Source organism: Falsiroseomonas sp. (genome assembly GCF_051860665.1).
Classification (GTDB): domain Bacteria; phylum Pseudomonadota; class Alphaproteobacteria; order Acetobacterales; family Acetobacteraceae; genus Falsiroseomonas.
On record NZ_JBHYDM010000018.1, the window covers coordinates 62,482 to 88,804 of the forward strand.

Consider the following 26,323-nt stretch of genomic DNA (forward strand, 5'->3'; position numbering starts at 1 on the left):
GCATCCATGGACATGACACCCGCCATTCCGGCCGGGGAGGCCCGCCGCGCGATCCGCGGCGGCGCCCTCCTCTCGGGCCCCATCGTCCGGCGCGCGACGCTGGACGCCTTTGCGAAGTTGGATCCGCGCCGCCTGGTACGGAACCCCGTCATCTTCGTCACCGAGGTTGTGGCGATCCTGGTGACGGTCCTGGCCGGGCGCGCCCTGGCGCTCGGCCAGCCCTGGACCTTCCAGGCGGGCATCGCGCTGTGGCTCTGGCTGACCGTGCTGTTCGCGACCTTCGCCGAGGCCGTGGCGGAAGGTCGCGGCCGCGCCCAGGCCGAAAGCCTGCGGCGCGCGCGCAGCGAGGCGCAGGCGAAGCTTCTGCTGCGCGCGGACGACCGCACGCTGTGGCAGCCGCGCGCCGCCACCGAACTGCGCGTCGGCGACCTGGTGCTGGTCGAGGCCGGTGACCTCATCCCCTCCGACGGCGAGGTGGTCGAGGGCATCGCCAGCGTGAACGAGGCCGCGGTGACCGGCGAAAGCGCGCCGGTGATCCGCGAGAGCGGCGGCGACCGCAGCGCGGTCACCGGCGGCACGCTGGTGGTCTCCGACTGGATCGTGGTGCGCATCACCGCGGCAGCGGGCTCCACCTTCCTCGACCGCATGATCGGCCTCGTCGAGGGCGCGAACCGCCAGAAGACGCCGAACGAGATCGCTCTCGACATCCTGCTCGCCGGCATGACGATCATCTTCCTGATCGCGGTGGCCACCCTGGTCGGGCTGGCGAGCTGGAACGGCGAGCCTCCCTCCGTGCCCGTGCTGGCGGCGCTGCTCGTCACGCTGATCCCGACGACGATCGGCGGCCTGCTCTCGGCCATCGGCATCGCGGGCATGGACCGGCTGGTGCGCTTCAACGTGCTTGCGACCAGTGGCCGCGCGGTGGAGGCGGCAGGCGACGTCGACGTGCTGCTGCTCGACAAGACCGGTACGATCACCCTCGGCAACCGCCAGGCCGCGGGCTTCATCCCGGCCCCCGGCGTGGCTGAGCGCGAGGTGGCCGAGGCCGCGGTCCTGTCCAGCCTGGCGGACGAGACGCCGGAGGGCCGCTCGATCCTGGCCTTTGCGCGGGAGCGCTTCGGCGTGGAGGCGCCGGCACTGCCGGAGGGCGCGAAGGTGATCCCCTTCACCGCGCAGACCCGCATCTCCGGCCTGGACCTGCCGCAAGGCGCCTACCGGAAAGGCGCGGCGGACGCGCTGTTGCGAAGCCTTCCCGGGGAGGCCCCGCCCGCGCTGCGCGAAGCGGTGGACCGCATCGCGCGGGCCGGCGGCACGCCGCTCGCGGTGTCGCGCAATGGGCAGCTCCTCGGCGCGATCGAGCTGAAGGACATCGTCAAGACCGGCATGCGCGACCGCTTCGACGCGCTGCGGAAGATGGGCATCCGCACCGTGATGGTCACCGGCGACAACCGCCTGACCGCCGCCGCCATCGCCGCCGAGGCCGGGGTGGACGACTTCATCGCGGAGGCGACGCCGGAGGACAAGCTCGCCTATATCCGCAAGGCGCAGGCCGAGGGGCGGCTGGTGGCGATGGCCGGCGACGGCACGAACGACGCGCCGGCGCTGGCCCAGGCAGATGTGGGGCTTGCCATGCAGACCGGCACGCAGGCGGCGCGCGAGGCGGGCAACATGGTCGACCTCGACAGCGACCCAACGAAGCTCATCGAGGTGGTGGAGATCGGCAAGCAGCTGCTGATCACACGCGGCGCGCTGACCACCTTCTCGATCGCCAACGACGTCGCGAAATACTTCGCCATCCTGCCGGCGATCTTCATCGCGTCCTATCCGGAGCTCGCTGCGCTGAACGTGATGGGCCTTGCCACGCCGGAGAGCGCCATCCTCTCGGCCGTGATCTTCAACGCTCTGATCATCGCGGCGCTGGTGCCGCTCGCGCTGCGTGGCGTTCGGTACGTGCCGGTCGGCGCTGCGGCGCTGCTGCGGCGCAACCTGCTGATCTACGGGCTGGGCGGCATCGTGGCGCCGTTCGTCGGCATCAAGATCATCGATCTCATCCTCGTTGCATTGGGGCTCGTCTGAACCATGACCGCCATCCTCCGCCCGGCCATCGCCATGGTCGTGCTGTTCACCCTGCTGCTCGGCCTCGCCGTGCCGGTCGGCTTCACCGGGGTCGCCGGGGTGGTCTTTCCCATCCAGGCGGGCGGCAGCCTGGTGGAGCGCGAGGGCCGCGTGATCGGCTCCGCGCTGCTCGGGCAGAGTTTCGCCGATGCCCGCTACTTCCACCCGCGGCCCTCCGCGACCTCGCCCGATCCCTACAACGCGGCATCCTCCGCTGCCTCGCAGCTCAGCCCGACCTCCGCGGCACTGCTCGCGGCGGTGCAGGAGCGTGTGGCCGCGCTTGGCGGCGGCCCGGTGCCGGCCGATGCGGCCACCGCCTCGGGCTCCGGCCTCGACCCGCATATCAGCCCGCAGAACGCGGCGCGGCAGATCCGCCGCGTGGCCGAGGCGCGTGGCCTGCCGGAGGCGCGCCTCACGGAACTTGTCGCGCAGCATACGGAGGGTCGCCAATTCTGGCTGCTCGGCGAGCCGCGCGTGAACGTCCTGCGCCTCAACCTGGCGCTGGATGCGCTGCGCTGAGCGTGTCGTGACCTTCCCGGTTCGGCAGGCGCTGTTGATCGCCGGGGTGCTCGCGACCCCCGTGCGGCCTGCCAGAGCCTCCTCGTCATCCAGGATTGCGGCGGCCCGCTGTCGGCCTGCACGACGGGCGTCCTGCCGATCGGGGCGAGAGTCGGGAACTGTCCGCGACCTGCTGCGCGCGACGGCGGTCGGCCCCGGTCTCGCACGCTGCGGCCTTCCCAGGACGGTCACGCCCGGGGCCGAAGCGCGTCCGCACTCCGGTGTGCCGAGCGCAGGTCGCCCTCCCAAGCTGGCCAAAATCTGCTAGTCTTGTAGCCATGGTCGACGAGCCCACTCGCCCCGATCCCGACGCGCTGCTCGCCCTGGCGCGACGGGAAGGGCGCGGACGGCTGAAGGTGTTCCTCGGTGCCGCGCCCGGCGTCGGCAAGACGATGGAGATGCTGGCCGAGGCCCGCAGGCGTCACGCCGGCGGCGCCGATGTGCTGGCGGGCATCATCGAGACGCATGGTCGGGCGGAGACGCAGGCGGCGGTCGGCGACCTGCCTGTCCTGCAGCGCGCGCGCATCCCTTACCGGGGCCAGGAGCTGGAGGAGTTCGACCTCGATGGCGCGCTTGCCCGGCGCCCGCAGATCCTGCTGCTCGACGAACTCGCGCATACCAACGCCCCGGGCAGCCGCCACCCGAAGCGCTGGCAGGATGTGGAGGAGCTGCGCGAGGCCGGCATCGAGGTCTGGACCACCATGAACGTCCAGCACCTGGAAAGCCTGTCGGAGGCGGTGGCGCGGATCACCGGCGTGCGGGTGGCGGAGACGGTGCCCGACCGGGTACTGGCCGAGGCCGACGCTGTCGAGCTCATCGACATCCCGCCGGCCGAGCTGATCGAGCGCATGCGCCAGGGCCGCATCTATCGCCTCGACCAGGCGAGCCGTGCGCTGAAGGGCTTTTTCAAGGAGGGCAACCTTGCCGCCCTGCGCGAGATGGCGCTGCGCCGGACCGCCGAGCGCGTGGATGCGGACGTCACGGGCTACATGCGCGCCAACGCCATCGACGGGCCATGGCCGGCCGGCGACCGCGTGATGGCGCTGATCGGCGCCGATCCCTCTGCCGAAACGGTGGTGCGTGAGGCCCGCCGCGTGGCCGACGCGCTGAAGGCCCCGCTGGTTGCGCTGCATGTCGAGCAGCCGACCGCCGATCCGGTGGGCGACCCAGGGCCGGCGCTGCGCCTGGCCGAGCGGCTCCGTGCCGAGACCGAGACCGTCGCCGGCGGCGACCTGCCCGCCGCCATCCTGCGCGAGGCGCGGGCGCGGAATGTCACTCACCTCGTCATCGGCCGGGGCCGGCCGGGATGGTGGCGGCGGCTGACCGGGCGGACACTCTCTGCGGTGCTGCTGCGCCGGGCGACGGACTTCACGCTGCACCTCGTCCCCGAGCCGGCCGGCGCGCCCCGCCCTGTGCCGGCGGAGCGCCGGGCCTTGCCGTCCTGGATCGGCTGGGCCGCCACGCCCGTCCTCGTGGCACTGACGACGCTGGTCGGACTCGCCTTCGACGGCGTGGTGCCCGAAGGGGCGCTTGGCATGATCTACCTGGTGCCCATCGTGGCCGCCGCAGTCAGCTTCGGACCGATCCAGGGCGGGCTGGCCGCGGGGCTGTCCTTCCTGGCCTGGAACTTCCTGTTCCTGCCGCCGCGCTACACCTTGACCATCGCCGGACCGCAGGACGTGGTCGGCGTGGTCGTCTTCGCGCTCGTCGCGCTGCTGCTGGCCGGGACGACCGGCGGGCTGGGGCGGTCCGTGCGCGCCGCGCGCGCGCGCATGCTCGGCCTGCGGCGACTGGTGGAGTTCAGCCGCCGGCTCGGCGGGGCGGGCGACAAGGGCGACCTGGTGCAGGCGATTGCCGAGGAGGCGTCGCGCATCGCGGGCGGGCCCGCCTGCGTGCTCCTGCTGCTGCCGCCCCTGCCGGGTGAGACCGTGCCGGAGCCGGTCGTGCGGGCCTCCGTTCCCGTAGAGGCCGAGCCGGACGAGGCGAGCATGGCCGCGGCGCGCTGGTCGGCCGCCAACCGCCGCCCGGCCGGCCGCGGCACCGACACGCTGCCCTCCGCCGCCTGGCAGTTCCGCCCGATGCGCACGGCGCGCGGCCTCGCCGGGCTCGTCGGCCTGCATCCGCCGGAGGGCAGTGGCCCTCTCGACGGCGAGGCCGGCCGCGCGCTCAATGCGCTGCTCGACCAGGCCGCCGTCGCGCTGGAGCGCGCGGAGTTGATGGAGGAGCGCGCCCGCGGCGAGGCGCGCGCCGAGACAGAGGCGCTGCGCACGGCGCTGCTCACCTCGCTCGGCCACGACCTGAAGACGCCGCTCACCTCGATCCGCGGCGCGATCGCGACCTTGCGGACCTCCGGACCAGCGCTGTCGGAGGCGACCCGCGCGGATCTGCTCGCCGCTGCCGAGGAGGAAACGGAACGTCTGTCCCGCTGGATCGCCAACATTCTCGACATCGTGCGCATCGAGCACCGGCAGATCCAGCCGCGGCGCGAGACGGTGGACCTCGGAGAGGCGGCCGAGACGGCCGCAATGCGCGCGTCCCGGGCGCATGGGCGGGAGGTGGCGCTCGACCTCGGGACGCGCCCGGCGGTGCCGCGCCTCGATCCCGCGCTCCTCGACCAGGTGCTGGCGAACCTGCTCGACAACGCCCTGAAGTTCTCCGCGCCGGATGGCCGTGTCACGCTGCGGCTCACGCGCGCGGGTCCGGAGGTCGCGATCACGGTGGAGGACGACGGGCCTGGCATTCCCCGGGAGGACCTGCATCGGGTCTTTGACCCGTTCTTCCGCGCGATGCGCACCGACCGCGTCGCCGCTGGCAGCGGGCTTGGCTTGGCCATCTGCCGCGGGCTCGTGCAGGCGATGGGGGGACGGATCGCGGCGGAGAGCCCGGTGACGCCCGATGGGCGCGGTGCGCGGATGGTGGTGAGGTTTCCCGGCGCATGACCGATAGGCCGATCCCGCGCGTCCTCGTCGTTGACGACGAGAAGCAGATCCACCGCTTCCTCACGCCAGCCCTGGAAGCCGCGGGGTACGAGGCGTTGCGGGCTGAGACGGCTGCAGAGGGGCTGCGCCTCGCGGCCGAACGTTCCCCGGCGCTGATCCTGCTCGACCTCGGCCTGCCCGATGGTGACGGGAAGCTGGCGATTCCGAAGCTGCGGGGCTTCACCGAGGCGCCGATTGTCATCCTCTCCGCGCGCGATCAGGAGGCCGACAAGGTGGCTGCGCTCGATGCCGGGGCGGACGACTACGTCGAGAAGCCTTTCGCGTTGGGCGAACTGTTGGCCCGCATCCGCGCCGCGCTTCGACGGGCCAGGCGTCCTGTACCGGAGGGGCCGGAGACGGCGATCATCAGGGTCGGTGACCTCGAGCTGGACTTCGCGCGTCGCACGGCGCGGATCGGGGAAGACGAGCCGATGAAGCTTACGCCGCGGGAATGGGACCTGCTTGCGGCCCTGGTGCGCGGCGGAGAGGGCCGCGTGATAACGCACCGTCAGCTGCTGACGGCGGTGTGGGGGCCGGCCCATGCGGAGGAAACGCAGTACCTTCGCGTCTATGTCGGCCATCTCCGCCAGAAGCTGGGCGCCGCGTCGCGCCTGATCCGCACCGAACCCGGCGTCGGCTATCGGTTCGGCACCGACGAGCACTGACGCATCCGGCTGTCAGAGCCGAGCGCCTCGGACGACCGCAGCGCGGCGGCGTTTCCTGCTCGGGCTCAGGCGCGGTTCTTGAACCGCCAGCTGTTCGTCGTCTTGCTCGTCATCGCTCCAGCCTCTCAGGAGTTGGAGCCTACGCAGCGATGATCCGGCTGCTCACCGCCTGGCGACCACTTTGGCCGGCCTACCAAGCGTGCGACGCCGGCCAATGAGGTTGTCGAAGCGCCCGTACCAGCGCCCTTCACGGCACTGTCTTGCCCGGCTGGGCGGAGATTGACAACCGCCGGTCGCATGGAATGCTGTGCCACCGGAATCAGGGAGGTGGGCGGCATGCTGGAGAAGCTGAGCGATCCGGCCAATGTGGATATCGCCAAGCCGAACGAGCATGCCCTGAAGCTGATCGCAGCGATACTGGCGCGGGAGCAGCAGCCGGTGCTTTGCGAGGTCGGCATCGGAATCGGCGCGACCTCGGTCGAGATCTGCCGTCTGCTGGCCAATCGCGGCAGCTATCACCTCTTCGACTATTCAAGCCGCCTCGACGATCTGAAGCCGGATCTCGATTGGCTGGGCTTCACCAACGTCGTCTATCACGGCAATACGCGACGCAAGCTGGACAGCTACAACTGGGCTCTGGCGCAGATGCTGCTGGCGCGTCGCGCGGCGGGTGGACCGGTGCCGCTGTTCGACTTCGTGTTCCTCGACGGTGCGCACGCCTTCCACCACGCCGCCCCGGCGACGCTGCTGCTGAAGGAACTGCTGAAGCCGGGTGGCGTCATTCTCTTCGATGACTACGACTGGTCCTTCGCGATCTCGCCAACGATGAACCCGAAGGTGTTCCCCACCATCCTCGAATTCTACAGCGACGACCAGATCGCGACGCCGCATGTCCGGCTGATCTGCGATCTGTTCATGGACCGCGATCCGGATTACCAGAAGCTGGAGATCGGCTATCGCTCGCATGAGCATCGCCGCGCCTACCGCGAGCTTCTGCCGAACGAGTCAAGGTCGACATGATGTCGGCGCAAGCGGCTCCGCGCGACGCGGCGCTGTTCGGCACCTTCGATGTCGCCAATTACGGCGATCTCCTCTTCCCGCATGTGCTTGCGCACCTTCTGGGCGATGGGCTGGCGACGCTGCGCTGCTATTCGCCGCGCGGGGGCGCGCCGGCATGGGCGGATTGCTGGCCGGCGCGGCCCCTTGCCGCCTTCACCGAGGATGCTGCGCCCCGTCTCTGTCTGATCGGCGGCGGCAATATCATCCATGCCAGCCCGACGCCGCTGCCTGATTATGCCGGCGTCTTCGGCCGGTCCGATTTCACCTATGCCTCGCTCTGGCTCGGCGCATCCATCCTGGCGGCGCAGGCAGGCGCGCGGCTGGCCTGGAATGCACCAGGCCTGCCGTTTCCGGTCGAGGGCGCCTGGGCGCGCGGCCTGCGCGACCTGGTGCTGCCGACCGCGGATCATGTCGCCTTGCGCGATGAGGCCAGCCGCGTCTACCTCGGCGCGCCCGCCGAGATCGTGCCCGATACCGCACTGAAGCTCAGCTCGGTCTGGCCGGCCGAGAGCCTGCTCGCCACGGCGCGGGATGCCTTCACCAGCCGGGGCATGGCCGTGCCCGCGCGCTGGATCGCTGTGCATCTGAACGATCGCTACATTGGCGGCGACCTGCGCGCCGCCTGCGCCGTGGTCGATCGCATCGCGGCCAGGCTGCAGGCCGTGCCGGTGCTGCTCGCGATCGGCCCATGCCATGGCGACGATGCGCTGGCGCGCCAGGCGATGGCGCATCTCGAAGGGCCGGCCCTGCTGGTCGACCAGCCGGAGGGCCTGCGGCAGATCGCCGCGCTGATCGCGCATGCCGAGGCCTATCTCGGCTCCTCGATGCATGGGCTGATCACGGCCTTGTCCTATGGCAGGCCCGGCATCGCCATTGCCCGCACAAGAATGGTCAAGTTCCTCGGACTCCTGGAGCCTATCGGCGAGTCCGCGCGGCTGCAGGAAAGCTGGGCCGATGCGGAAGCGGTGGCGGCGGCGCTGCTGCAACCCCTGCCGCAGGCGACCCACGCCCGGCTGCAGGCGGCGATGGCGCGCATCGATGCGCATGCCGCGGTGCTGCGCGGCCTGCTGGCCTCGGCGCCCTCACCGGCGGTCGCGGCTGCCCAGGCGCGGCTGCTGCAGGCCGTCTCGGCGGAGCCTCCCGCGCATGCCGAATGGGGCCTGCTGCTCCGTGCGATCACGGGCACCAGCGCCGCGCCGGACGATCCCGATGCGCAATGCGAGGCCCTGGCTGCCGCGATGCGGGGCCCGGCCGACGAGGCGCTGCGCCAGCGGATCGCCACGGCCCGCGCGGCCTGGCCGCACCACATGCGTCTCATGCTGCTGGAGGCCGAATGGATGGAGCGCGCGGGCAAGGTGCAGGAGGCTGAGACGCGCCTGACCACCCTGCTGCAGCAGCATCCGGACAATCCCTGGCCGGCCGTCCGGCTGGTGCGGCTGCTGGCGCGCCATGGCCGGGTCGAGGCCGCCCGCAGCCTTTACGAGAAGCGGCTGCGTGATGCCGCGCCGGCGGGGATCCCGCATCGGGAACTCACTCGCCTGCTCGGCGCGCCTTAGCTTCTCAGCGCCCGCTGGCACAGCCCGACCATATCGGCGACGCGCTTCGGCCAGGAGATCGGCCAGAGTTCGCCGGCCGAGGGCGGCCGGTGCGGCCCGGTGAAGCTGCGCCGCGCCACGGCCAGGTCCAGCCGGGCCAGGAAATCCTCGGCATCCGCGGCGACCGCGATGCGATCGCGCAACTCGTCGATATTCGCGACATCGGTGCTGACCACGGGAATGCCGAGCGCGACATAGACGTAGAGCTTCAGCGGGTTCATCCGGTCGCTGACCGCATTGCGCAGATGCGGCATGATCGCGACATCGAAGCAGTGCATGTAGCGCAGCGCCTCCTCATAGACCTTGGGGCCCAGCAGCCGCAGATTGGCATGCCGGCGCAGCCGCAGGACCTCCGTGGTGTCGTGCGCCGAGCCGATGAGGAGGAAGGTCCAGCGCGGACGCCGCGCTGCAAGCTCCTCCAGCAGCGCGATGTCGATGCGGGAGCGCAGATTGCCGACATAGCCGATCACCGGCCCGTCGATCCCCTCCAGCTCGCGCGGCCGCCCGCTGATCGCGCCGTAGAATTCGCAGGCATTGGGCACCACATGGATCGGTTGCGGGCTGAAGGCCGCGAAGCCCTCGCGCACCGCATCGCAATTGGCGAAGATCAGGTCGGCGCCCTGCAGCATGTGCCGGTAGGTCTCCTCGAATCGCAGGGCCATCTCCGGGCTGCTGGCCATGGTGCGCTGGTCATCGACCAGGTCGACGACGTTCAGGTCGAAGCCGAGCCCCTCGGTGATCTCCGCATGCAGCGGCGCGATCGGCCATCCCCAGCCGATCAGGTCGCCGCTGCAATGCCGCGCGATGACGCTCGCCACATGGCTCTGATATTCCTCCTGCTCCGGAAGGCTGCGGCCGAGATAGCTGGTGCCGCGCTCCCGCGCATAGACAAAGGTTCGCCGCAGCAGGCCGGGCTCGTCGTCGATCTCCAGGAAGCGGCGGGCCGTGGCATCGGCGATCAGCTTGCCGTGGTGATAGGGCGAGCCGCCGGCGGCCGCATCGTCCCGGCGCAGGTGGTCGATGCGGACCGGCGCATCGAACTGGATGATGGTGCCGATCTGTTCGTGCTGCCGCAGGTATTTCAGCAGCATGTCGTGCCGGCGCCCGTAGATGCCGGTGTCGTTCTGCTTCCAGAAGCAGACCAGGTCCATCGGCCGCCGGCGGCGCACCACCGGCGCGGCCCGCGGGCCCCGCCCGGCCCAGGCGGGCGGGGCCTCCGGCAGCTCGCTGCCGAAGCGGCGGTTCAGCGCCGCGAACAGCCGCGACCATTCGGGATTCCAGGTCACCGGCGTTTCCAGTGCGCCGGCCAGCGCCCGCTCGATCCGCGCGCCATTCACCGCATAGCTGAACTCGGCGTCGAACCACTCGATCCGCTTCTGCCGCGCGGCGGGGGCTTCCGCATCGGCGGCGATGCCGCGCAGCCAGGCCAGCAGATCGGCCTCCTCATGGATCAGCGTGACCAGCCCCTGGCTCGCCAGTTCGCCGACACCCGGCACCGGCGTCATCGCCACCGGAATGCCGAGCGACAGCGCATCCGAGAGCTTGGCGGGCGTCTGGAAGGTGGTGATGGGTGAGGCGGCGTCCTGCAGCAGGCAGACGCCATCGGCCATCTGCAGCAGGTCCGGCAGCTCGGCGAAGGGCATGTCCGGCAGGAAGCGGACGCGGCCGCGATCATGCGCGTGCAGCTCCCTCAGGAAGCCGCGGTCGCGGATGGTGCCGATGACCACCAGCAGCAGGCGGGGATCGTCCACTGCCAGCATCGCCGCCATCAGCCGTTCCAGCCCCTTGTGGCGGCGCGGCGTGCCGGCAAACAGGATGACACGGTCTGCCTCCGTCATCGCCAGGCGCTGGCGCACCGCGGCGCGGATCGTGGGATCGGGGTGGAACACCGCCTCGTCGCGCGCATGGCGCACCAGCCGCCCGCCGAAGCGCTGGGCCAGGCTGGCATTGGCGACGGTGCGGTTGACGAAGCTGCCGATCAGGCCCTCCGCGACGCCGGTCCAGAAGCGCCGGTCCGGCCGCGTGAACTGCAGCTCCTCCGGCATCTCCGCAGCATCCGGCCCGAGTTGCGTCTCGACCTCCTCCAGCCCGATCACCCGGGCCTCGGGGCCGTAGAAGCACAGCTCGTGGTCGTCGAGGTCCAGCACCACCGGGCAGCCCAACCGGTGCATCACGAGCAGCGCCAGGATCAGGCCCGGCAGGCGCGGCTTCGAGACATGGAGGATGTCGCAGTCGATCGTCTGCGCGAAGGCCTGCGCGGCGGGCAGGAAGTCCTGCATCTCGCCGCCGGGAAAGCTGCGGATCGGCAGCGGGGCATTGCGCAGCGGCGCCCAGATGCCCTCCTGCGGCCGCGCGAAGGCGCTGCCCGCCAGCTCCACCTCATGCCGGCGGCCGATCAGGTCGGCCAGCACATAGGCGCGGCCCAGCGGATTGTCGCTGACGTCCCAGGTCAGCACCGCCACGCGCAGCCGCTGCGCCTGACCCGCCCGCGCCGGCCAGGTCAGGCGACGCGGTGCGGGCGGCTGCACCACGGCCGGCTGGCGCGTGACATCGACCACCATGCGCGCGATGGTCACCCTCGGCCCGCCGGCCTTAAAGGACAGCTGGATGCCGAACTGGCCCGCGCCGAGCGACCAGGCGAGGGAGGCCGCCAGCCGCAGCCCGCTGCCCTCCTCGTAGCGCAGCATGCGGCCGGAGACGCGAAACAGCGAAAGCACGCGCCCCTGCCCCATCATGCGCACCAGCGCGACATTGTGGAGCGCGGCCTTCAGCGCCTGCGGGTTGGGCGACTGCATGGCGATATTGAGCTGCAGCCAGGCCTTGTCGCCCTCGACGGGGATGGCGATGGGCCCTGAGAGAAGAATCTCGCCTGCCGCGGCGGGCGCGTGAAAGCCCAGCCCTTCGGGTCCGCGCGTGATCTCCGGCACGGCGGTCCCGGTCTGCGCGGTGACCCGCCAGGCGCCGGCGATCAGCGCGTCGGGTTCGATGCTCTCGACTGACTCTGCCCCATCGAAGCTGGAAATCGTAACCGTCATCCGGGGGCGGGTTCCTCATGGTTCATGGCGGGGTTTCGCTTCGCGGGGTCCCGGCCGGCATCCAGGTGCCGCAGATGCAGCGGCAGGCGGGTGAAGCTGCGCAAGTCCGGATGCGCCAGCAGCGCGCCGCGATCGGCGGCCGGGCGCAGCGCGAAGCGCTCCAGCACGGCGCGCACCATCGCCTCGGCCTGCTGCGTGCCCAGCACCGGGCCCTGGCACATATGCGCGCCACCGCCGAAGGCGAGCAGCGCGGCGCCCTTGCGGGCGGGGTCGAGGCGCTCCGGGTCGGGGAAGGCCGCCGGGTCGCGATGCGCGCGATCGGTCGGCAGCAGCACCAGGTCCCCGGGCAGGAAGCGGGCGCCGCCGATCTCGGCCTCGGCCAGCGCAACCCGGCGGTTCGGGCGGCGGATCGGACCGGCCAGGCGCAGCGTCTCGCGCAGCAAGCCGGCCCCCAGCGCGGGGTCCTGCCGCAGCCGCGCCTGCAGGGCCGGCTGCCGGGCCAGGGCATCGAGTGCGGCGGCGATGGTGCTGGTGACGGAATGGGCGCCGGCCAGCAGCAGGAATGCGGCGAGATCGACGGCCCCCTCCGCCCCCTCATCCCCCAGCCGCCCGATGCGCCAGCCCGGCGCGCGCTGGGCGCGCAGGGTATGGCGCAAGGCCTTCGCCGCCTCCTCCATGCGGATCAGGTCGCGCACGGCGGAGCCCGCGACCCAGCTCTGGCTGACCGCGAGCGCCTGGCCCTGCAGTTCCAGGCAGAGGGCCGGCGCCAGGCCCAGCGCCTCGCCCACCACCAAGGCGGGCAGCGGCGCGGCCAAGGCGGGCACCACGTCGACCGGGCTGCCCTCCGGCGGGTCGGGCAGGCCAGCGACGATGCGGCGCGCCTCCGCCTGCAGGCGTGAGGCGGGCCAGGCGGCCATGGACTCCTCGACCAGCGGGCGGATGCGGGCGCGGCTGTCGCGGTGCGGGCCGCCCTGCTGGAAGATCATCGTCCCTTGCAGCACGGCGAGAAGCTGCGGAAAGGTGCGGCCCGCGCGGTCCGCGATGCGGCGGATGCGCGCTTCCGGTGAGTCCGACTGGAAGTCCGGTGAGCGCAGGACCGCCAGCACGTCGGCATGCCGGCTGACGGTCCAGACCCGCTGGCCGCCGGCGGCGAGGCATGGGGGCTCCGGTGCCGCGACCGGTGCATCCGGGTCGGTCAGGCTGTCGCTCACGGGTCCGCCTTGGCGCCGGCCGGGGCGCCCGGCTTGCCGAAGATCACCGCCATGCCGTGGCGCAGCGATTGCGCGTGGTGGCGCAGCGCCTCCGGATGGAAGGCGGCCGCCGGCTTCTGCTCCAGCGCGAAATTCCCATGGTCGCTGCCGCGCACCAGCGTGGCGAAATTGCGCATCCCGTCGCGCTGGCCGATCGTCGCCGGGATGTAGCGGATGGCGAAGCCGATCCGCCGTTCGGGCACCCGGTTGGGCGGCGAGCCATGCAGGATCAGCGGATCGTGCAGCGACATCTCGCCGGCCGCGAGCGTGATGTCGATCGCCTGCGCCTCATCGACCTTGGCGATCACTTCCTCCCGCCGCCCGAGCATGTTGCGGCTGTCGCCACTGTCGCGATGCGCCAGGATGGTCCGGTTGCTGCCGGGCAGCATGCGCATGCCACCAGTCGCCGGGGTGCTGGGCGTCATGGCCAGCCAGGCGGTCACCGCGCGCGGCTCCGTCAGCCCCCAATGCGTCTGGTCCTGGTGCCAGGTGACATAGGCGTCGCTCGGCCCGTTCTTGATGATGAAGCTGCTGCCGAAGCACAGCAGGTCGGGGCCGAGCAGATCCTCCACCGCATCGAGGATCGGCGCGTGGTGCACCAGATCCCAGAGCCAGGGCACCAGCAGATGCGGCTTGGCATTCATCGAGGGTGGCAGCCGGCCGGCGCGGCTGGCCTCGATCGCCTCCAGCGCCGCGCGCTGGGCCGCCGCCTCGGCCTCGGTGAAGACCCGCAGCGGGAAGACCACGCCGTCGCGGCGGAAGTCCGCGATCTGCGTCTCGTTCAGGTGGCGGCCCATGCGACCTCCTCGGCGGGGCTTTGCGCGGGCAGCGGCTTCAGGCTGCCCTCCAGCCAGGCCTGGCGCGCGGCCTGGTGGCGGATCTTGCCGCTGGTGGTGCGCGGCAGCGTGCCGGAGCCGAGCAGCGCCACCTCGGGCAATAGCCCGCAGCGCTGGCCGACCTGCTCGGCGATGCGGCGGCACAGCGACGCCAGCTCCAGCCCGCGCCGCTCCGCCAGCGGGATCTCGCAGAGCAGCACCAGCCGGTCCCCTTCCGGGCCGGGCAGGCCGATGGCGGCCGCGGCGGCAAGCTGCGGGCCGGCGGCCTCGAAGGCGGCGGCCTCGGCATCGGCGGCGTAGATCTTGCGGCCATGCGCGATGATCGTGTCCTTGATGCGGTCCAGGATCACCAGCCCAGCCTCGGTCATGGCGCCGATATCGCCGCTGCGCAGCCAGTGCGCGCCTTCCGCCTGCAGCAGCCCGGGCAGCGGTGCGATGCTGGCGGTCTCGCCCTGCCAGAGGCCGGCCGCCAGATGCGGCCCGGCGATGCAGATCTCGCCGGCGACGCCGGCCGGCATGCGGTCGGTGCCCTCCGGCTCGCGGATGCTGATGCGACAGCCGGCGGGCGGGCTGCCGCAGGCCACCTGGAGCGGCCCGCCGGGCTCGGCGGCAACCTCGCGCAGCCCGCTGCCTTTGGCGACGGCGGTGGCCAGCAGCGTCACCTCGGCCAGGCCGTAGCAGGGCAGCAGGCTGGAGGGGTCGAAGCCGGCCGGGGCCAGGTGGTCGGCGAAGCGGCGCAGGCTCTCGGCGCGCACCGGTTCGGCGCCGCAGAAGGTGACCTGCAGGCTGGAGAGGTCGAGGGAAGCGGTCTGCGCCGCGCTCACCCGGCGCAGGCACAGCTCGTAGCCGAAATTCGGCCCGCCCACGACAGTGGCGCGATGCGCAGCGATGGCGGCCAGCCAGCGCAGCGGCTTCTGGATGAAGGCGAAGGGCGGCATCAGCACCGCCGTCCCGCCGAGGAACAGCGGATGCAGGATGGCGCCGAACAGGCCCATGTCGTGATGCGGCGGCAGCCAGTTCACGCCGATGACATCCGGGCCGCTACCGAAGGCCTCCTGGATCATCCGCTGGTTCGCCATGAGATTGGCATGGCTGATGACGATGCCGGCCGGCGCGCGGGTGGAGCCGGAGCTGTACTGGATCACCGCTGGCGCCTCGGGCGCGGGGGGCGGGCTGTCGAGTGGGGCCCGCAGCGTCGCCGGGTCCAGCCGGCGCAGGCGGCCGGTCTCGATCTCCGCCTCCGGCGCCGCCAGGATGGCGCCGGCGCCGAGATCCGCGATGACGCGCTGCTGCCGCAGCCGCGCCTCGCCGGTCGGCGGGAAGGGCACCGGCACGGCGATGGCGCCGGCGCGCAGGCAGGCCAGCAGCGCGGTGACGAAGCCGAGGCCGGGCGGCAAGGCGAGCACCACCGGCACGCCGCGCAGCCCGGCCGCGACCAGGCCGCCGGCCAGCGGGGCCACGGCTTCCTGCAGCGCGGCATAGCTGGCCTGCTCCGTCACCGCCTCCCCGCGCTGCAGGAAGCGCAGCGCGCAATGGTCGGCACGGCTGCGGGCATGCTGCGCGATCAGCTCCGGCAGGGTGGCGGCGGCCGTCATGTGGCGCCGCCTCTCTTTGCGTCTGGCGGCGCGCCGCCGCCCATCCGGGGCATGACGATGCGCATCCACTGCCGGATCACCTGCTGGTAGCGCCGCAGCGCCGCCGGGTGGAAGGGCGCTTCCGGCGCCTCTTCCAGGTCGAAGCCGCCATGGTCGCGGCCGCGCACCAGCGTGGCGGTGCCGCGCAGCCCGCCGGTGGTGGTCAGATGGGCGGGGATGTAGCGGATGGCGAAACCACAGCGGCGCAGGCCGGAGGCGTTGGGCCGCGAGCCATGCACCAGCAGCACGTCGTGCAGCGACATCTCCCCGGCGCGCAGCACGATATCGACGGCGGTCGATTCCTCGACCTCGACCAGCACCTCCTCGCGGCCCGGCAGCATGGCGGTATTGTCGCCGGTATCGGCATGCGCCAGCACATGATGATGCGTCGCCGGGCTGACCCGCATGCAGCCATTCTCGACGCGGGAGGGTGTGAAGGCGACCCAGGCGGTGACGGCCTGCGGTGCCGAGAGCCCCCAATAGGTGGCGTCCTGGTGCCAGGGCACGTGCTGCGACGTGCCAGGCTGCTTGTCGAAGAAGCCGGAGCCCCAGCACAGGAGATCGGGGCCGAGCAGGTCCTCGACCGGGCCGAGGATCGCCGGGTGATGCACCAGCTGCCACAGGAAGGGCGCCAGCAGATGCGCCTTGACGTTCTGCGTCGGCACCATGCGCCCGGCGCGCTGCGCGGCGATGGCATCGAGCTGCGCCAGGTGGTGGGCGGCCTCCGCCGCATCCAGCACCGGCAGCGGCGCCAGGAAGCCGTCCTGGCGGTAGCGGGCGATGGCGGCGGCATCGAGCCGGCCGGGCTTGCGGGGATCGGTCATGCGCATGCGCCCGGCGCCGTGGCGAGGCGCGCGCCCTGGCGGGCATCAAACAACCAGCCCGGCTCGCGCATGGTGCGCAGCGGCCGGCCGCGTCGCCGCAGATAGAGGCGGCTGCCCTCCTGCAAGGCCGCCATCGCCGCTTCCGGCGTGCTGGTGGAGACCCCGCCATGGATCTGGTGGAAGGTGCCTTCGCCGAGGATGCGGATCTGCTGCACGCCGGGCAGCGCGCAGGCGCGCAGATAGGTGTCGGGATTGACCACGCCGCCGCCCGGCTCGGCGAAGGCCGGGTCATAGCCGCCCAGCTCCGCCCAGAGCGCGCGCGGCAGGAACAGCGCATTGCTTTCCAGCATCGGCCCTTCCGGGCCGGCGCGCAGCTCGCTGGTGGCAATCTCGAACAGGCGATAGCCATCGGCGGGCCAGCCGATGCCCTGCAGCAGAAGATCCTCCGCCGCCTGGTCGTAGCCATGCCGCGCGCTGTCGAATTGCAGCAAGGGGCCGAGCTGGTAGTTCAGCGTGGCGATCACCGGCCGCGGATGCAGACGCGAGGCCGCCAGACAGGCGGCGACCAGGCCGGGCGAGGCCAGCCTGGCGCCGTCGATCCAGACGCCGACCAGCGCGCCGCGCGCCGCGGCCAGCCCGGTATTGATCGCCGCGACCGGGGAGGCGGTGGGGCTCGGCTGGCGCAGGAAGCGGAAGGCGGCATCGAGCCCCGATACCATCTCCGGGCCAGGCGGCTGGCGGGAGCCGTTGTCGACGACGATCACCTCCAGCGCCCCCCGCGGCAGCCCGCGCTGATAGGGGGCGGCGAGCGAGCGCAATGTCCGCGGCAGCTCACGTCCCATCTCGTGGGAGACCAGGACGATGGAGACCGCGGGCGCGGTCACGCCGGCGATTCCGCCGAGCTGGCGCCATGGCCATCGCTTGCGAAGGTGGCGCAGAAATCGTCGATGCTGGGATGTTCCAGCAGCTGGACCGGGTCGACCTGGACGTTGAACTCCTCCTCCATCACCCCGGCCATGACCACCGCCTCGACGCTGTCGAAGCCGTAGGTGTCGAAGGTTCTGTCGGTCGGCACGCCGTCGGGCAGGGTCAGCACCCCGCCGATATAGGCCACCATCCAGGCGCGCAGCGTGGCCTGGTCGCAGGGCAGGCGTCGGTCCATCATGGCCTCTCGGGCTGGGCTGTCAGCGGCGGGGCCGGCGCGGCGACATCGGCGCGCATCCGGCGGTTGAGGAAGGGCGCCATGGCCCATTCCGGGCCCTCGGCGGCGACGGCGCCGCGCAGCAGCGCCATGGCGAAGGCCTGGCGTTGCGCGGCATGGGCGCCGGGGGCGGCGAAGGCGGCCAGGATGCGCGCCCAGTGGCGATCCAGCGCCGCGGTGACGGTGGCAGGCACCAGGCTCCCGCCCCGGTTGGGCTGCCGCTCCGCGGCAATGCGCAGGGCCTCGGACCAGTCCCCGGCCAGGTCCTGCGGCCGCCCGGTCTGGGCGAGGAAGCCGGCGAACTTGTTGTAGCGCGGCCGCGCCACCAGCACGCCCGGCACGCCATAGGCGGCGGTGACGATATAGCCATGCAACGAGGCGCCGACATAGAGCGCGGCATGGGCCAGCGCCGCGGTGATCTCGCGCAGGCTGAGCGGGTCATCCAGCATCAGCAGCGGCGCGCCGAGATGCTGCGCGAATTGCCGCGCCACCGCCGGGTCGTCATGGCTCTCGCCGACCGCGACCAGCATCGGCATCAGCCCCTGCGCCGCGGCAAAATCCCGCAGCGCGGCGCCGAGCGCGACCTGGTCGAGGCCGGCGATCGATCGGTTGCGCAGATGCAGGGCGAGCAGCCGCGTCTCCGGCGGCACGCCCCTGCGCGCCAGCAACTGGCGATACGCCTCGGCAAGCTGGGCGCGGGGCCAGAGCCGGGGCAAGGTGGCGATCGGGTCCGGCACCACCGTGATCTCCGCCGCCTCCGGCAGCAGCCGCCGGCTGCCCTCGTCGCGCACCGAGACATAGGAAGCGGCGCGCAGCGCGGGGGCCAGCAGTGCGTGCTGCCGGGCGGAGAAGGGATGCGGCACGCCCGGCGCGTTCCAGGCCAGCGGAATGTCGCGCAAGGCGGCCGCCAGCGTGGCGCCGAGCCACAGCCCCGCGCCGCACCAGCTGCCCAGCCCGGCGCCGGCATAATGGTCGAGGAAGTCGAGCGAATGGGCGTGGATGATATAGCCGCCGCCGATCAGGATGCCGGCCGCCGGCTGCCGGGCCGGATCCATCATCGCGGCGATGTCCACCGTCGGCAGCGCATCGGGGAAGCCGGCGCGGCTGCCGGCAGGCGCCACCGGAACCAGGTCGAAACCGGCCTCCGCCAGGCGCTGTCGGGCGACCAACGGAAACAGCAGGTCGCCGTAGTTGTTCATGTCGAACATGCCGGAGACCAGCACGGTGCCGCGTACCCCGGTCATGCCGCCGCCGCACCCTGCAAGGCCGCGTCGAGGATCCGCAGGAAGCTGCCGCTGGCGATGGCATGCTCGATGACCAGGTGATCGGCGCAGCCGGGCTCCGGGTGCAGCCGGGCATTGGCCATCGGCGCCAGCAACTGGGCGGCCTCCACATCCGGGGCGAAATCGGCGCCGAAGCATTGATGCACGATCGTCGCGGGCGCCGCACGGACCAGGGCGACGAGGTCGGGCTCGGCTTCGGTGAAGCTGGCATAGAGCGAGGAACGGGTGCCGCCGGCGGCGGCCGGTGCCTCCTCCTCGGTGGCGTCCAGGCCCAGATTGACCGGCCCGGCGAAGGAGATCGCGGCCGCGGCCTGCATCCGCGCGGCGGCGCGGATGGCGGCGACGCCGGCAATGGAGGAGCCCATGGTGAGGACCGGCACGCCGAGCGGCCGGGTCATCCCGTGCAGCGCCTCGATCATCGCCGCATGGTCGGCGCCGAGGCTGCGGATGCCGGTGGTGAAGGCGCGGTGCCGGGTGTCGCGCAGATAGAGCACATTCACCGGGCGCTGCCGCAGCAGCCCATCCGCCATGCCGAAGGGTAGGTAGCCGAGTCCGCCGGCGACGCTGGCGAAGAGGATGACGGTCGCGACCGCGTCGGGCCGCGTCAGCAGCTGCACCTCCTCGTCGCAGGCATGGCTCACCGCCTGCGGATTGGCCCAGCAGTCCAGCGGATGGGCGGCCAGCGCGGCGGCCAGCGGTGCCGCCATGTGGCCGACCAGGGGCGATGCCGCCAGGCTGCGCACCAGGGCCACGGCCAGGCCCGGTTCCGCATGACGCAGGCTCGCGATGGCGTATTGGAAAAGCCAGCGGTCATTGCCGGCCATGGCATCACGCCGCGCCGTGAGTGCCGCGAAGAGGGTGCGATCGGTCTCCCCGGGCAGCGGGCAGCGATTGAAGCGGAACAGCAGCAGCCAGTCCTCGGGCCAGCGCAGCAGCGCCACCTGCAGCAGCGCGATCATCTCATCCACCCGGTGCAGGAAGGTCGCGGCCTGGATGCGGCGGCGGGCGAATTCGACGCGGTCCGGATGCCGCGCCTGCAGCTCCTGCGCCAGCGCATGGGCTTCCTCGAACCGCGCCGCGGCGAAGTGAAGTTCGAGCAGGATGAGCTGGGCTTCGTCGGTCATCGGACCGAGGCTGGCGGCCTCCGCGAACAGGGCCTCGGCGGCGGCCCGGTCCTTCTGCCGGAAGCGCATCACGGCCAGCTTCAGCAGCGGGAAGCGGTCATCCGGCTGCTGGCGCAGCAGGCTCCGCAGGAAGGCCTCGCGACCGGCGGGATCCGGGATGCTGGCGGTGGTCTGGGACAGCAGGCCGGTTCGCGTCCGCTCCGGCGCGCCGCCGCCCCAGACCTCGTCGCGGAAGACGGTGCGCGCTTCCTCATGCCGCCGCTGGCGCAGCAGAAGCTCGACCAGGCGGACCGCGGGCCAGGGATTGCCGCGATGTTCAGCCTGGGCTGCGCGGTAGCAGGCGACGGCGGCATCGATGCGGCCCTCGGCTTCCAGCCAAGTGCCCTGCAGAAGCTGGAGGCGAAGCTGCGAGGGCCAGCGCGCGCGCGCTGCCAGGATGCGCGCGCTCAGCTCCTCGCCGGCGGCAGGCTTCTGGGCGACCAGCCGCTCGATGGCGGCGATTTCCTCGGCCACCGGGGACGGCGCCGTCATGCCGCCGAATGGCCACGCGGCATTCCGCAAGCCTCACAGTTCCGCATACCAAGCCTCGCCATCCTGAGCCAAAATCTGATTTATTGGACAGATCTGCTTGCTCAGCTCGGAGATTTATCTCAACAACTCTGGGGATTTTGTGCAGAAGCGCGGCAATGCGCTTGATTCCGCAATTACACGATTTCGCTTGTTCATGTCAACTTGGCGTGTGCGGCCGAATTCTTTTCGACCACTACCAGACTCTAACCGTTTCTGGCGCAATCGCGGATCTCGGTGGGTGACAGGTGGTTTGCGCGACCTGGCGGGTCGCTCCCTGGGATGGCATGGCGCCGATCCGCGCGCGCCTCACTTGCCGAGCAGGTAGAGTTCCCAGCCGAAGGCGGCGACCAGGGTCTGCACGCGCGTGAATCCGGCCTCTGCAAACAGCGCCTTGTTGTCGCGCGCGGTCAGCGGCCGCATCGCCGATCGTACGGCGCGTTCCTTGGTCAGCACCGCATCGTCGGACAGGCCCATGCTGCGCTTGTAGCTGTTGAGCAGATAGTGGTTCTCCATCTGCCCCCGCCCATCCTCGTCGAGCACCTTTTCGGCGACGACCGCAGCACCGCGCCAGTCCAGCGCCTGGTGCATCCGCTCCAGGGTCAGCAGGCGGTCCTGCGCCTGCATGAACTGCAGCGTGAAGAGGCAGGAGATGAAGGCGACCGATTCCGGCATGTCGTAGTTCAGCACATCCGCGCAGATGAAGCGTGTCAGCGGATGATCCGCCTTGCGACGCGCTTCCTCGATCATCTCCGGCGACTGATCGATGCCCAGGATCTCGACCGGCACCGTGCCGCGGAAGTGCCGGCGCAGGATGCGGGCGAAGCGACCTGTCGAGCAGCCGAGGTCGATGCAGACCGATCCGGGCGTCACGACGGAGGCGGCGACCATGGCGGCGGTGCGTTGGAACATGCTGTGGAACGGCACGGACTGGAAGATATGCGTCTCGAAGCCGCCCGCCATGCGGTTGAAATCGATGATATTGTCCGCGATTCCCGGACCAGCGCTGCCGTCGCCTTCCGTTTCCGACATCATGGGCGCCCGGTCCAGCTTCCGTCTTGCGCGACCGAGCAGGACATATTGGCCGGTGGGGATGACGTCGATGTCCTCGATCACGAAGTGACGGGAGAACAGCCGCTTGAAAGCCGGCAGGCCATGGGCGGATTTGTGGGTGCTGGCGATGGTGTGCGGCTTGCCCTGCCAGACCTGCTCATAGATGGTCTGCAGCGGCGAGAGGGTGAGGAAAAGCCGCTCGTAATGCTCGGCGATTTCGGCCAGGACGCGCTCGGCATCGGTGAGAAATTCGAGCACGCCGACCATGACGACGCATTCGGCGTCGCAGCGCGGCACCGGATCCGTATCCAGGTTCACGACGAGGCATTCCGGCGAGCGCTGCACCACATCGGCAGGGATATAGCCGATGCCCTTCGGGGCGAGATGCTCGCGCAGCTTCATATTGCCGCAGCCGATATCGAGGACGCTGCGGATGCCGAAGGCGATGAGCTTGTCTGCCACTTCGCGCGCCCGCTGCGGATTGGCGTGGCCGAAGGTCTTGGTCGCATCCGCCCAGCGCTCCGTCACCGGCAACCGGGCCTGCGGGGCCAAGTTTGGAAGTTTCATGCGACGTCTCCGGCAGCAATCGGGCAGGGATGCGCCGCGAAAAACCGAGGGCCCTGGGCACGACGATGCCGGTTTAACGCCTCCTGGCGCGATGCGGAAGTCTCCGGGACCGTCCGAGATTGCCGGCGGCTGAGGGTTCGCGGCCCTGCGGCGGGCCTCGGTGGCTTGAGAAGCCGGCGGGGCATGGGGTGGCGCCACGACCCGGGCAGCGCCCGCCTGCGGCCCTGGCAGCCTGCATCACCGGCAGGTGCCGCCGCAGCCGCCGCGCACCTGATGCGACAAAACAGCGGCGAGAGGAGGCCTCGTGGCGGCCGGGTCGCGATCAGCGCCGGGCACGGCGGCACGCTCTGCACTTTGCTGATGCCTTGGACTGCTTGACCCCGGTCTTTGACGGCTTGGCCGCGACCCTGGGGCGTTTCGCTGAAGGGGCGAGAAGGATGGCGGATCTTCCCGGCGGAGCAGGCGCGCATTGTGCGGTCGTTGGTGGAGCGGGCCGTGGTCGGCCCGGCCGGGGCGGACATTCGGCTGCGGCTGGACGGGCTCGGCAGCCTCGCCCGCGACCTCACCGCCATCAGGCCCTATGCCCTGAGGGCAGCAGCATGGCCGCGCCGGCTACACCACCGTGCCGAACAGCGCACCGATGCCAGCCGTCAATGCCATGGCCAGCGCGCCCCAGAAGGTGACGCGGGCCGTGGCGCGCAGCACATTGGCGCCGCCCGCCTGGGCACCGATGGCACCGAGCAAAGCCAGAAAGGCGAGCGAGGCGCCGGAGACGATCCAGACGAGCAGGTCGGTGGGTGCGACCACCACCATCAGCAGGGGCATGGCGGCGCCAACCGCGAAGGTCGCCGCCGAGGTCAGCGCCGCCTGGATCGGCCGCGCGGTGGTGATCCCGGACATCCCGAGTTCATCCTGCGCATGGGCACCGAGCGCGTCCTTGGCCATCAGCTGTGCCGCGACCTGAAGGGCCAATCCACGATCGACGCCGCGGCGGACGTAGATTTCGGCCAGTTCCTCCTGTTCGAAGGCGGGGTTGTCCCGCAGTTCCTGGGTTTCTCGTGCCAGGTCGGCCTGTTCCGTGTCGGATTGGGAGCTGACCGACACATACTCGCCCGCCGCCATCGACATCGCACCTGCGACCAGACCGGCCACGCCGGCGATCAGGATGTCGCCCTGGGGGGCCGCAGCAGCCGCGACGCCCACGATCAGGCTGGCGGTCGAGACGATGCCGTCATTCGCGCCCAGCACCGCCGCGCGCAGCCAGCCGATGCGTGAGACGAGATGGCGTTCCGGATGCAGGTGCAGGCGCGGCATGGGGTTGTCCTTCGGGGCGCTGGCGTCGCCTGCGGAGATTGGGCCTGTTGCCGCCCAGGTGTCGCGGGCAAAGTGCACGACCGGGCCCGCAGCCCCTGCGGCGGCAGCGCGTGATTCTCCTGTGCCCGGAGGCCCAGCCATGGAACTCAGCGATCCTCCAGCGCGCGCCGCAGACGTTCCAGGAGCGCGGCGCGGGTCCGGTCGTCCCCCGCCTGCTCGATCGCCTCATCAATCCCGAGCAGCAGGGCCGCACGCTCATTGTGCCAGTCCGGATGCCCGACGCGCTCGGGCTGCTCGCGGCGACGGCCGGAAGCCCCGGCATCGCGTTCAGGTGCGCGGCCGGGCGAGAGACGGAAGGCCTCGTCCAGCACGGGACTCACCAAAGCGGCCTCCGGTACGATACCCCGGCCGAGAACGCGCTTCGCCAGGCCATCGATCGCAGTTTCCTCCCCATGCACCAGAAAGACGCCGCCGCGCACCGGTCCGCGGGCGACGATCCAGCGGCCGAGCTCCGGCCCGTCGGCGTGGCCGGAATAGCCCTCCACCAGTGCGATACGTGCGGCGACCCTCACCGTCTCGCCCCGGATCCGGACCTGCGCGGCGCCGTCCTGCAGCAGCCGGCCCAGCGTGCCCGTGGCCTGGAAGCCGACCAGCGCAACGACGGTCCGCGGATCCCAGAGCTTTGACTGCAGGTGCGCGCGGATGCGCCCCGCCTCGCACATGCCGCTGCCGGCGAGCACAATCCGGAACCCCTCCTGCCGCGCGAGCCGCATGCTCTGCTGCGCGTCCTCCACCTCATGCAGCCGCGGATCGGCGAGCGCTGCGAGCAGCGCTGCCCCGTCCTCCAGCATCGCCGCATGTTGCGCGAAGACGCGCGTGGCGCGGTTGGACAGCGGACTGTCGAGGTGGATATCCGCCTCCGGCACCTGACCCGTCCGCATCAACGTGACGAGGTCAAGCATCACCTCCTGTGCCCGCTCCACCGCGAAGACAGGAACCAGCATCGTGCCGCACTGCCGCGCCGCGCTGCGCACCAATTCCCCCAGCGCAGCCCGGCGCGCCGCCGGCGCTATGGCGGGGCGGTCTTCATCGCCATAGGTGCTCTCGACGATGAGGTGGTCGATGCCCCCCGTCGGTCCCTCCGGGTCCCGCTGCATCGGGCCGAGGTCGGGGCCGATGTCGCCGGATACGAGGACACGCACAGGGCCGTCCCCGGTGTCGAACTCCAGTTCGATGGACGCCGAGCCAAGCATGTGCCCCGCATTCCAGAAGCGTGCGCGAATGCCCTCTGCCGGATTGATCCACTCGCCATAGGTCACCGGATCGAATGACCGCAGCGTGCGCTCCGCGTCCTGCGCGGTGTAGATCGGTGCAACCGGCTCGCGCCCGCGACGGCGGTTGCGGCGGTTGAGCTGCTCCACCTCCGTCTCCTGGATATGGCCGGCATCGGGCAAGAGGCAGGAGCAGAGATCCCGCGTCGCCTCCGTGCAATGGATGCGGCCGCGATAGCCCAGCTTGACCAGGCGCGGCAGCAGGCCGCTGTGGTCGATATGCGCGTGCGTCAGCAGTACGGAATCAATGGCCCCAGGCTCGAAGGGGAAGGGCTCGTAGTTCAGGGCCTTCAGCGTCTTGGGGCCCTGGAACATGCCGCAGTCCACAAGGATGCGCGCCCGCGGCGCCTCGAACAGCAGGCAGAGCCCGGTCACCGTGCGGGCCGCGCCACAGACTTTCAGGCCAATTGCCAAGGCACCCTCCCGCAGACTGCCAACCGCTGCCAGTATAGGCGCGGGCGCAGCCGCCGGTCATTACAGCGCCGACAGGAGGGAGCGCCATGAGCCGCCACCGTCGCGCCGCACGCGAGCCGGCCAAGTCGCCGGCCTATCGGCTCGCGCTCTTCGATCGCGACTTCCTGCTGAGCCCCACCATGCGGGGCGTGCGGCTGCAGGTGGAATCCACGAAGGCGGACGAGGCGTTGCGCGCCTGGGGGGTACGCTCCACGCTCGTGGTCTTCGGTGGCTCGCGGGTGCGGGAGCATGGGCCGGGCCGTCAGCCCGTCTGGTACGAGGAGGCGCGGCGCTTCGGCCGTATCGCCTCCGAGCGAGGCGGGGCGCTGCGGCCCGTGGCGGGCCTGCGGGACAACGTGATCGCGACGGGCGGTGGACCCGGCATCATGGAAGCTGCCTGTCGCGGGGCATGGGAGGCTGGAGCACCTTCCATCGGCTTCAACATCCGCCTGCCACGGGAGCAACAGCCCAACCCTTACACCACGCCGGAGCTGACCTTCCAGTTCCACTACTTTGCGATCCGCAAGCTGCACCTGGCGATGCGCGCGCGGGCGCTCGTGGTATTCCCCGGCGGCTTCGGCACGCTGGACGAGCTGTTCGAACTGCTGACCTTGCGCCAGACCGGCCGCATCGGCGCGCTGCCGATCCTGCTCGTGGACGAGGACTACTGGCGCGGCCTGATCCGCTGGGAGGCGCTGCTGGAGGCGGGCATGGTGGAGCAGGCCGACTTCGACCGGCTGTCCTTCGCCGCCCATGCGGAGGATGCCTGGACCCTGCTGGAGGGGGCGGGCCTGGGACGGATCACCTAGAGCGTTTTCACCTCAGCCGGAATCGGATTGGGGATTCCGGCACGGGTCGTCAGTGTGATTCATAGGCGTCCG

The 26,323-nt window shown here is 71.3% G+C and carries 19 protein-coding genes; 7 read left to right on the top strand and 12 right to left on the bottom strand.

Annotated elements, in window-relative coordinates; translation table 11 throughout:
* Positions 1 to 6 precede the first annotated feature (6 nt).
* From kdpB to ACTIF1_RS17615, 6 genes are all read left to right on the top strand, one after another.
* On the top strand, positions 7 to 2,076 hold the full coding sequence (kdpB, locus tag ACTIF1_RS17590) for a potassium-transporting ATPase subunit KdpB (RefSeq protein ID WP_439597753.1): 2,070 nt from the start codon (positions 7 to 9) through the stop codon (positions 2,074 to 2,076).
* Between the two features lie 3 nt (positions 2,077 to 2,079).
* Positions 2,080 to 2,634: a potassium-transporting ATPase subunit KdpC gene (kdpC, locus tag ACTIF1_RS17595; RefSeq protein WP_439597754.1), complete on the top strand. Its 555-nt coding sequence runs from the start codon at positions 2,080 to 2,082 to the stop codon at positions 2,632 to 2,634.
* 317 nt (positions 2,635 to 2,951) lie between these two features.
* Positions 2,952 to 5,612: an ATP-binding protein gene (locus ACTIF1_RS17600; protein ID WP_439597755.1), complete on the top strand. Its 2,661-nt coding sequence runs from the start codon at positions 2,952 to 2,954 to the stop codon at positions 5,610 to 5,612.
* A complete protein-coding gene (locus ACTIF1_RS17605; RefSeq protein WP_439597756.1) occupies positions 5,609 to 6,316 on the top strand; it encodes a response regulator in 708 nt (235 codons plus the stop codon). Before ACTIF1_RS17600 ends, ACTIF1_RS17605 begins: the two co-directional genes overlap by 4 nt.
* Positions 6,317 to 6,652: 336 nt before the next feature.
* The gene (locus tag ACTIF1_RS17610; RefSeq protein WP_439597757.1) at positions 6,653 to 7,336 is read left to right on the top strand and encodes a class I SAM-dependent methyltransferase; all 684 of its coding nucleotides are present in this window, start codon (positions 6,653 to 6,655) and stop codon (positions 7,334 to 7,336) included.
* Positions 7,333 to 8,931 carry a polysaccharide pyruvyl transferase family protein gene (locus ACTIF1_RS17615; protein ID WP_439597758.1) on the top strand — a complete coding sequence of 533 codons (1,599 nt, stop codon included), beginning with the start codon at positions 7,333 to 7,335 and terminating at the stop codon, positions 8,929 to 8,931. The genes ACTIF1_RS17610 and ACTIF1_RS17615 overlap by 4 nt, the downstream gene beginning before the upstream one ends.
* On the opposite strand, the gene ACTIF1_RS17620 is transcribed toward ACTIF1_RS17615, so the two are convergent.
* The 12 genes from ACTIF1_RS17620 to ACTIF1_RS17675 all read right to left on the bottom strand — a co-directional run bounded on the left by ACTIF1_RS17620 (position 8,928) and on the right by ACTIF1_RS17675 (position 25,403).
* The gene (locus ACTIF1_RS17620; protein WP_439597759.1) at positions 8,928 to 12,005 is read right to left on the bottom strand and encodes a glycosyltransferase family 4 protein; all 3,078 of its coding nucleotides are present in this window, start codon (positions 12,003 to 12,005) and stop codon (positions 8,928 to 8,930) included. The genes ACTIF1_RS17615 and ACTIF1_RS17620 overlap by 4 nt on opposite strands.
* Positions 12,002 to 13,216 (bottom strand): cytochrome P450, encoded by a 1,215-nt coding sequence (locus tag ACTIF1_RS17625; RefSeq protein WP_439597760.1) that lies wholly within the window; start codon positions 13,214 to 13,216, stop codon positions 12,002 to 12,004. The genes ACTIF1_RS17620 and ACTIF1_RS17625 overlap by 4 nt, the downstream gene beginning before the upstream one ends.
* The gene (locus tag ACTIF1_RS17630) at positions 13,213 to 14,052 is read right to left on the bottom strand and encodes a phytanoyl-CoA dioxygenase family protein (protein ID WP_439597761.1); all 840 of its coding nucleotides are present in this window, start codon (positions 14,050 to 14,052) and stop codon (positions 13,213 to 13,215) included. The genes ACTIF1_RS17625 and ACTIF1_RS17630 overlap by 4 nt, the downstream gene beginning before the upstream one ends.
* Positions 14,037 to 15,686 (bottom strand): AMP-binding protein, encoded by a 1,650-nt coding sequence (locus ACTIF1_RS17635; RefSeq protein ID WP_439597762.1) that lies wholly within the window; start codon positions 15,684 to 15,686, stop codon positions 14,037 to 14,039. Before ACTIF1_RS17635 ends, ACTIF1_RS17630 begins: the two co-directional genes overlap by 16 nt.
* Positions 15,683 to 16,549, bottom strand: coding sequence for a phytanoyl-CoA dioxygenase family protein (locus ACTIF1_RS17640; RefSeq protein ID WP_439597763.1), 867 nt, complete (start codon positions 16,547 to 16,549; stop codon positions 15,683 to 15,685). The genes ACTIF1_RS17635 and ACTIF1_RS17640 overlap by 4 nt, the downstream gene beginning before the upstream one ends.
* The gene (locus tag ACTIF1_RS17645) at positions 16,546 to 17,433 is read right to left on the bottom strand and encodes a glycosyltransferase family 2 protein (RefSeq protein ID WP_439597764.1); all 888 of its coding nucleotides are present in this window, start codon (positions 17,431 to 17,433) and stop codon (positions 16,546 to 16,548) included. The genes ACTIF1_RS17640 and ACTIF1_RS17645 overlap by 4 nt, the downstream gene beginning before the upstream one ends.
* On the bottom strand, positions 17,430 to 17,714 hold the full coding sequence (locus tag ACTIF1_RS17650; protein WP_439597765.1) for an acyl carrier protein: 285 nt from the start codon (positions 17,712 to 17,714) through the stop codon (positions 17,430 to 17,432). Before ACTIF1_RS17650 ends, ACTIF1_RS17645 begins: the two co-directional genes overlap by 4 nt.
* The gene (locus tag ACTIF1_RS17655) at positions 17,711 to 18,994 is read right to left on the bottom strand and encodes a polysaccharide pyruvyl transferase family protein (RefSeq protein ID WP_439597766.1); all 1,284 of its coding nucleotides are present in this window, start codon (positions 18,992 to 18,994) and stop codon (positions 17,711 to 17,713) included. The genes ACTIF1_RS17650 and ACTIF1_RS17655 overlap by 4 nt, the downstream gene beginning before the upstream one ends.
* Entirely contained in the window at positions 18,991 to 20,688 is a 1,698-nt protein-coding gene (locus tag ACTIF1_RS17660; protein WP_439597767.1) for a tetratricopeptide repeat protein, read from the bottom strand. Before ACTIF1_RS17660 ends, ACTIF1_RS17655 begins: the two co-directional genes overlap by 4 nt.
* A 345-nt stretch (positions 20,689 to 21,033) precedes the next feature.
* Entirely contained in the window at positions 21,034 to 22,344 is a 1,311-nt protein-coding gene (locus ACTIF1_RS17665) for a methyltransferase domain-containing protein (RefSeq protein ID WP_439597768.1), read from the bottom strand.
* 612 nt (positions 22,345 to 22,956) lie between these two features.
* Complete coding sequence (locus ACTIF1_RS17670) at positions 22,957 to 23,658, bottom strand: VIT1/CCC1 transporter family protein (protein ID WP_439597769.1); 702 nt, start codon at positions 23,656 to 23,658, stop codon at positions 22,957 to 22,959.
* Between the two features lie 146 nt (positions 23,659 to 23,804).
* Complete coding sequence (locus tag ACTIF1_RS17675) at positions 23,805 to 25,403, bottom strand: MBL fold metallo-hydrolase RNA specificity domain-containing protein (RefSeq protein ID WP_439597770.1); 1,599 nt, start codon at positions 25,401 to 25,403, stop codon at positions 23,805 to 23,807.
* A gap of 86 nt (positions 25,404 to 25,489) precedes the next feature.
* Here ACTIF1_RS17675 and ACTIF1_RS17680 point away from each other — a divergent pair, with 86 nt between their 5' ends.
* The gene (locus ACTIF1_RS17680; RefSeq protein ID WP_439597771.1) at positions 25,490 to 26,251 is read left to right on the top strand and encodes an LOG family protein; all 762 of its coding nucleotides are present in this window, start codon (positions 25,490 to 25,492) and stop codon (positions 26,249 to 26,251) included.
* The last annotated feature ends 72 nt before the right edge of the window (positions 26,252 to 26,323 follow it).

Excerpts from the sequence above, each read along its gene's own strand:
- ACTIF1_RS17655 (WP_439597766.1), bottom strand. The coding sequence starts at position 18,994 with ATGACCGGGGTACGCGGCACCGTGCTGGTCTCCGGCATGTTCGACATG.
- ACTIF1_RS17660 (WP_439597767.1), bottom strand. The coding sequence starts at position 20,688 with ATGACGGCGCCGTCCCCGGTGGCCGAGGAAATCGCCGCCATCGAGCGG.
- ACTIF1_RS17615 (WP_439597758.1), top strand. The coding sequence starts at position 7,333 with ATGATGTCGGCGCAAGCGGCTCCGCGCGACGCGGCGCTGTTCGGCACC.
- ACTIF1_RS17670 (WP_439597769.1), bottom strand. The coding sequence starts at position 23,658 with ATGCCGCGCCTGCACCTGCATCCGGAACGCCATCTCGTCTCACGCATC.
- ACTIF1_RS17680 (WP_439597771.1), top strand. The coding sequence starts at position 25,490 with ATGAGCCGCCACCGTCGCGCCGCACGCGAGCCGGCCAAGTCGCCGGCC.
- kdpC (WP_439597754.1), top strand. The coding sequence starts at position 2,080 with ATGACCGCCATCCTCCGCCCGGCCATCGCCATGGTCGTGCTGTTCACC.
- ACTIF1_RS17665 (WP_439597768.1), bottom strand. The coding sequence starts at position 22,344 with ATGAAACTTCCAAACTTGGCCCCGCAGGCCCGGTTGCCGGTGACGGAG.
- ACTIF1_RS17630 (WP_439597761.1), bottom strand. The coding sequence starts at position 14,052 with ATGGGCCGCCACCTGAACGAGACGCAGATCGCGGACTTCCGCCGCGAC.
- ACTIF1_RS17620 (WP_439597759.1), bottom strand. The coding sequence starts at position 12,005 with ATGACGGTTACGATTTCCAGCTTCGATGGGGCAGAGTCAGTCGAGAGC.
- ACTIF1_RS17650 (WP_439597765.1), bottom strand. The coding sequence starts at position 17,714 with ATGATGGACCGACGCCTGCCCTGCGACCAGGCCACGCTGCGCGCCTGG.
- ACTIF1_RS17605 (WP_439597756.1), top strand. The coding sequence starts at position 5,609 with ATGACCGATAGGCCGATCCCGCGCGTCCTCGTCGTTGACGACGAGAAG.
- ACTIF1_RS17610 (WP_439597757.1), top strand. The coding sequence starts at position 6,653 with ATGCTGGAGAAGCTGAGCGATCCGGCCAATGTGGATATCGCCAAGCCG.
- kdpB (WP_439597753.1), top strand. The coding sequence starts at position 7 with ATGGACATGACACCCGCCATTCCGGCCGGGGAGGCCCGCCGCGCGATC.
- ACTIF1_RS17600 (WP_439597755.1), top strand. The coding sequence starts at position 2,952 with ATGGTCGACGAGCCCACTCGCCCCGATCCCGACGCGCTGCTCGCCCTG.
- ACTIF1_RS17635 (WP_439597762.1), bottom strand. The coding sequence starts at position 15,686 with ATGACGGCCGCCGCCACCCTGCCGGAGCTGATCGCGCAGCATGCCCGC.
- ACTIF1_RS17640 (WP_439597763.1), bottom strand. The coding sequence starts at position 16,549 with ATGACCGATCCCCGCAAGCCCGGCCGGCTCGATGCCGCCGCCATCGCC.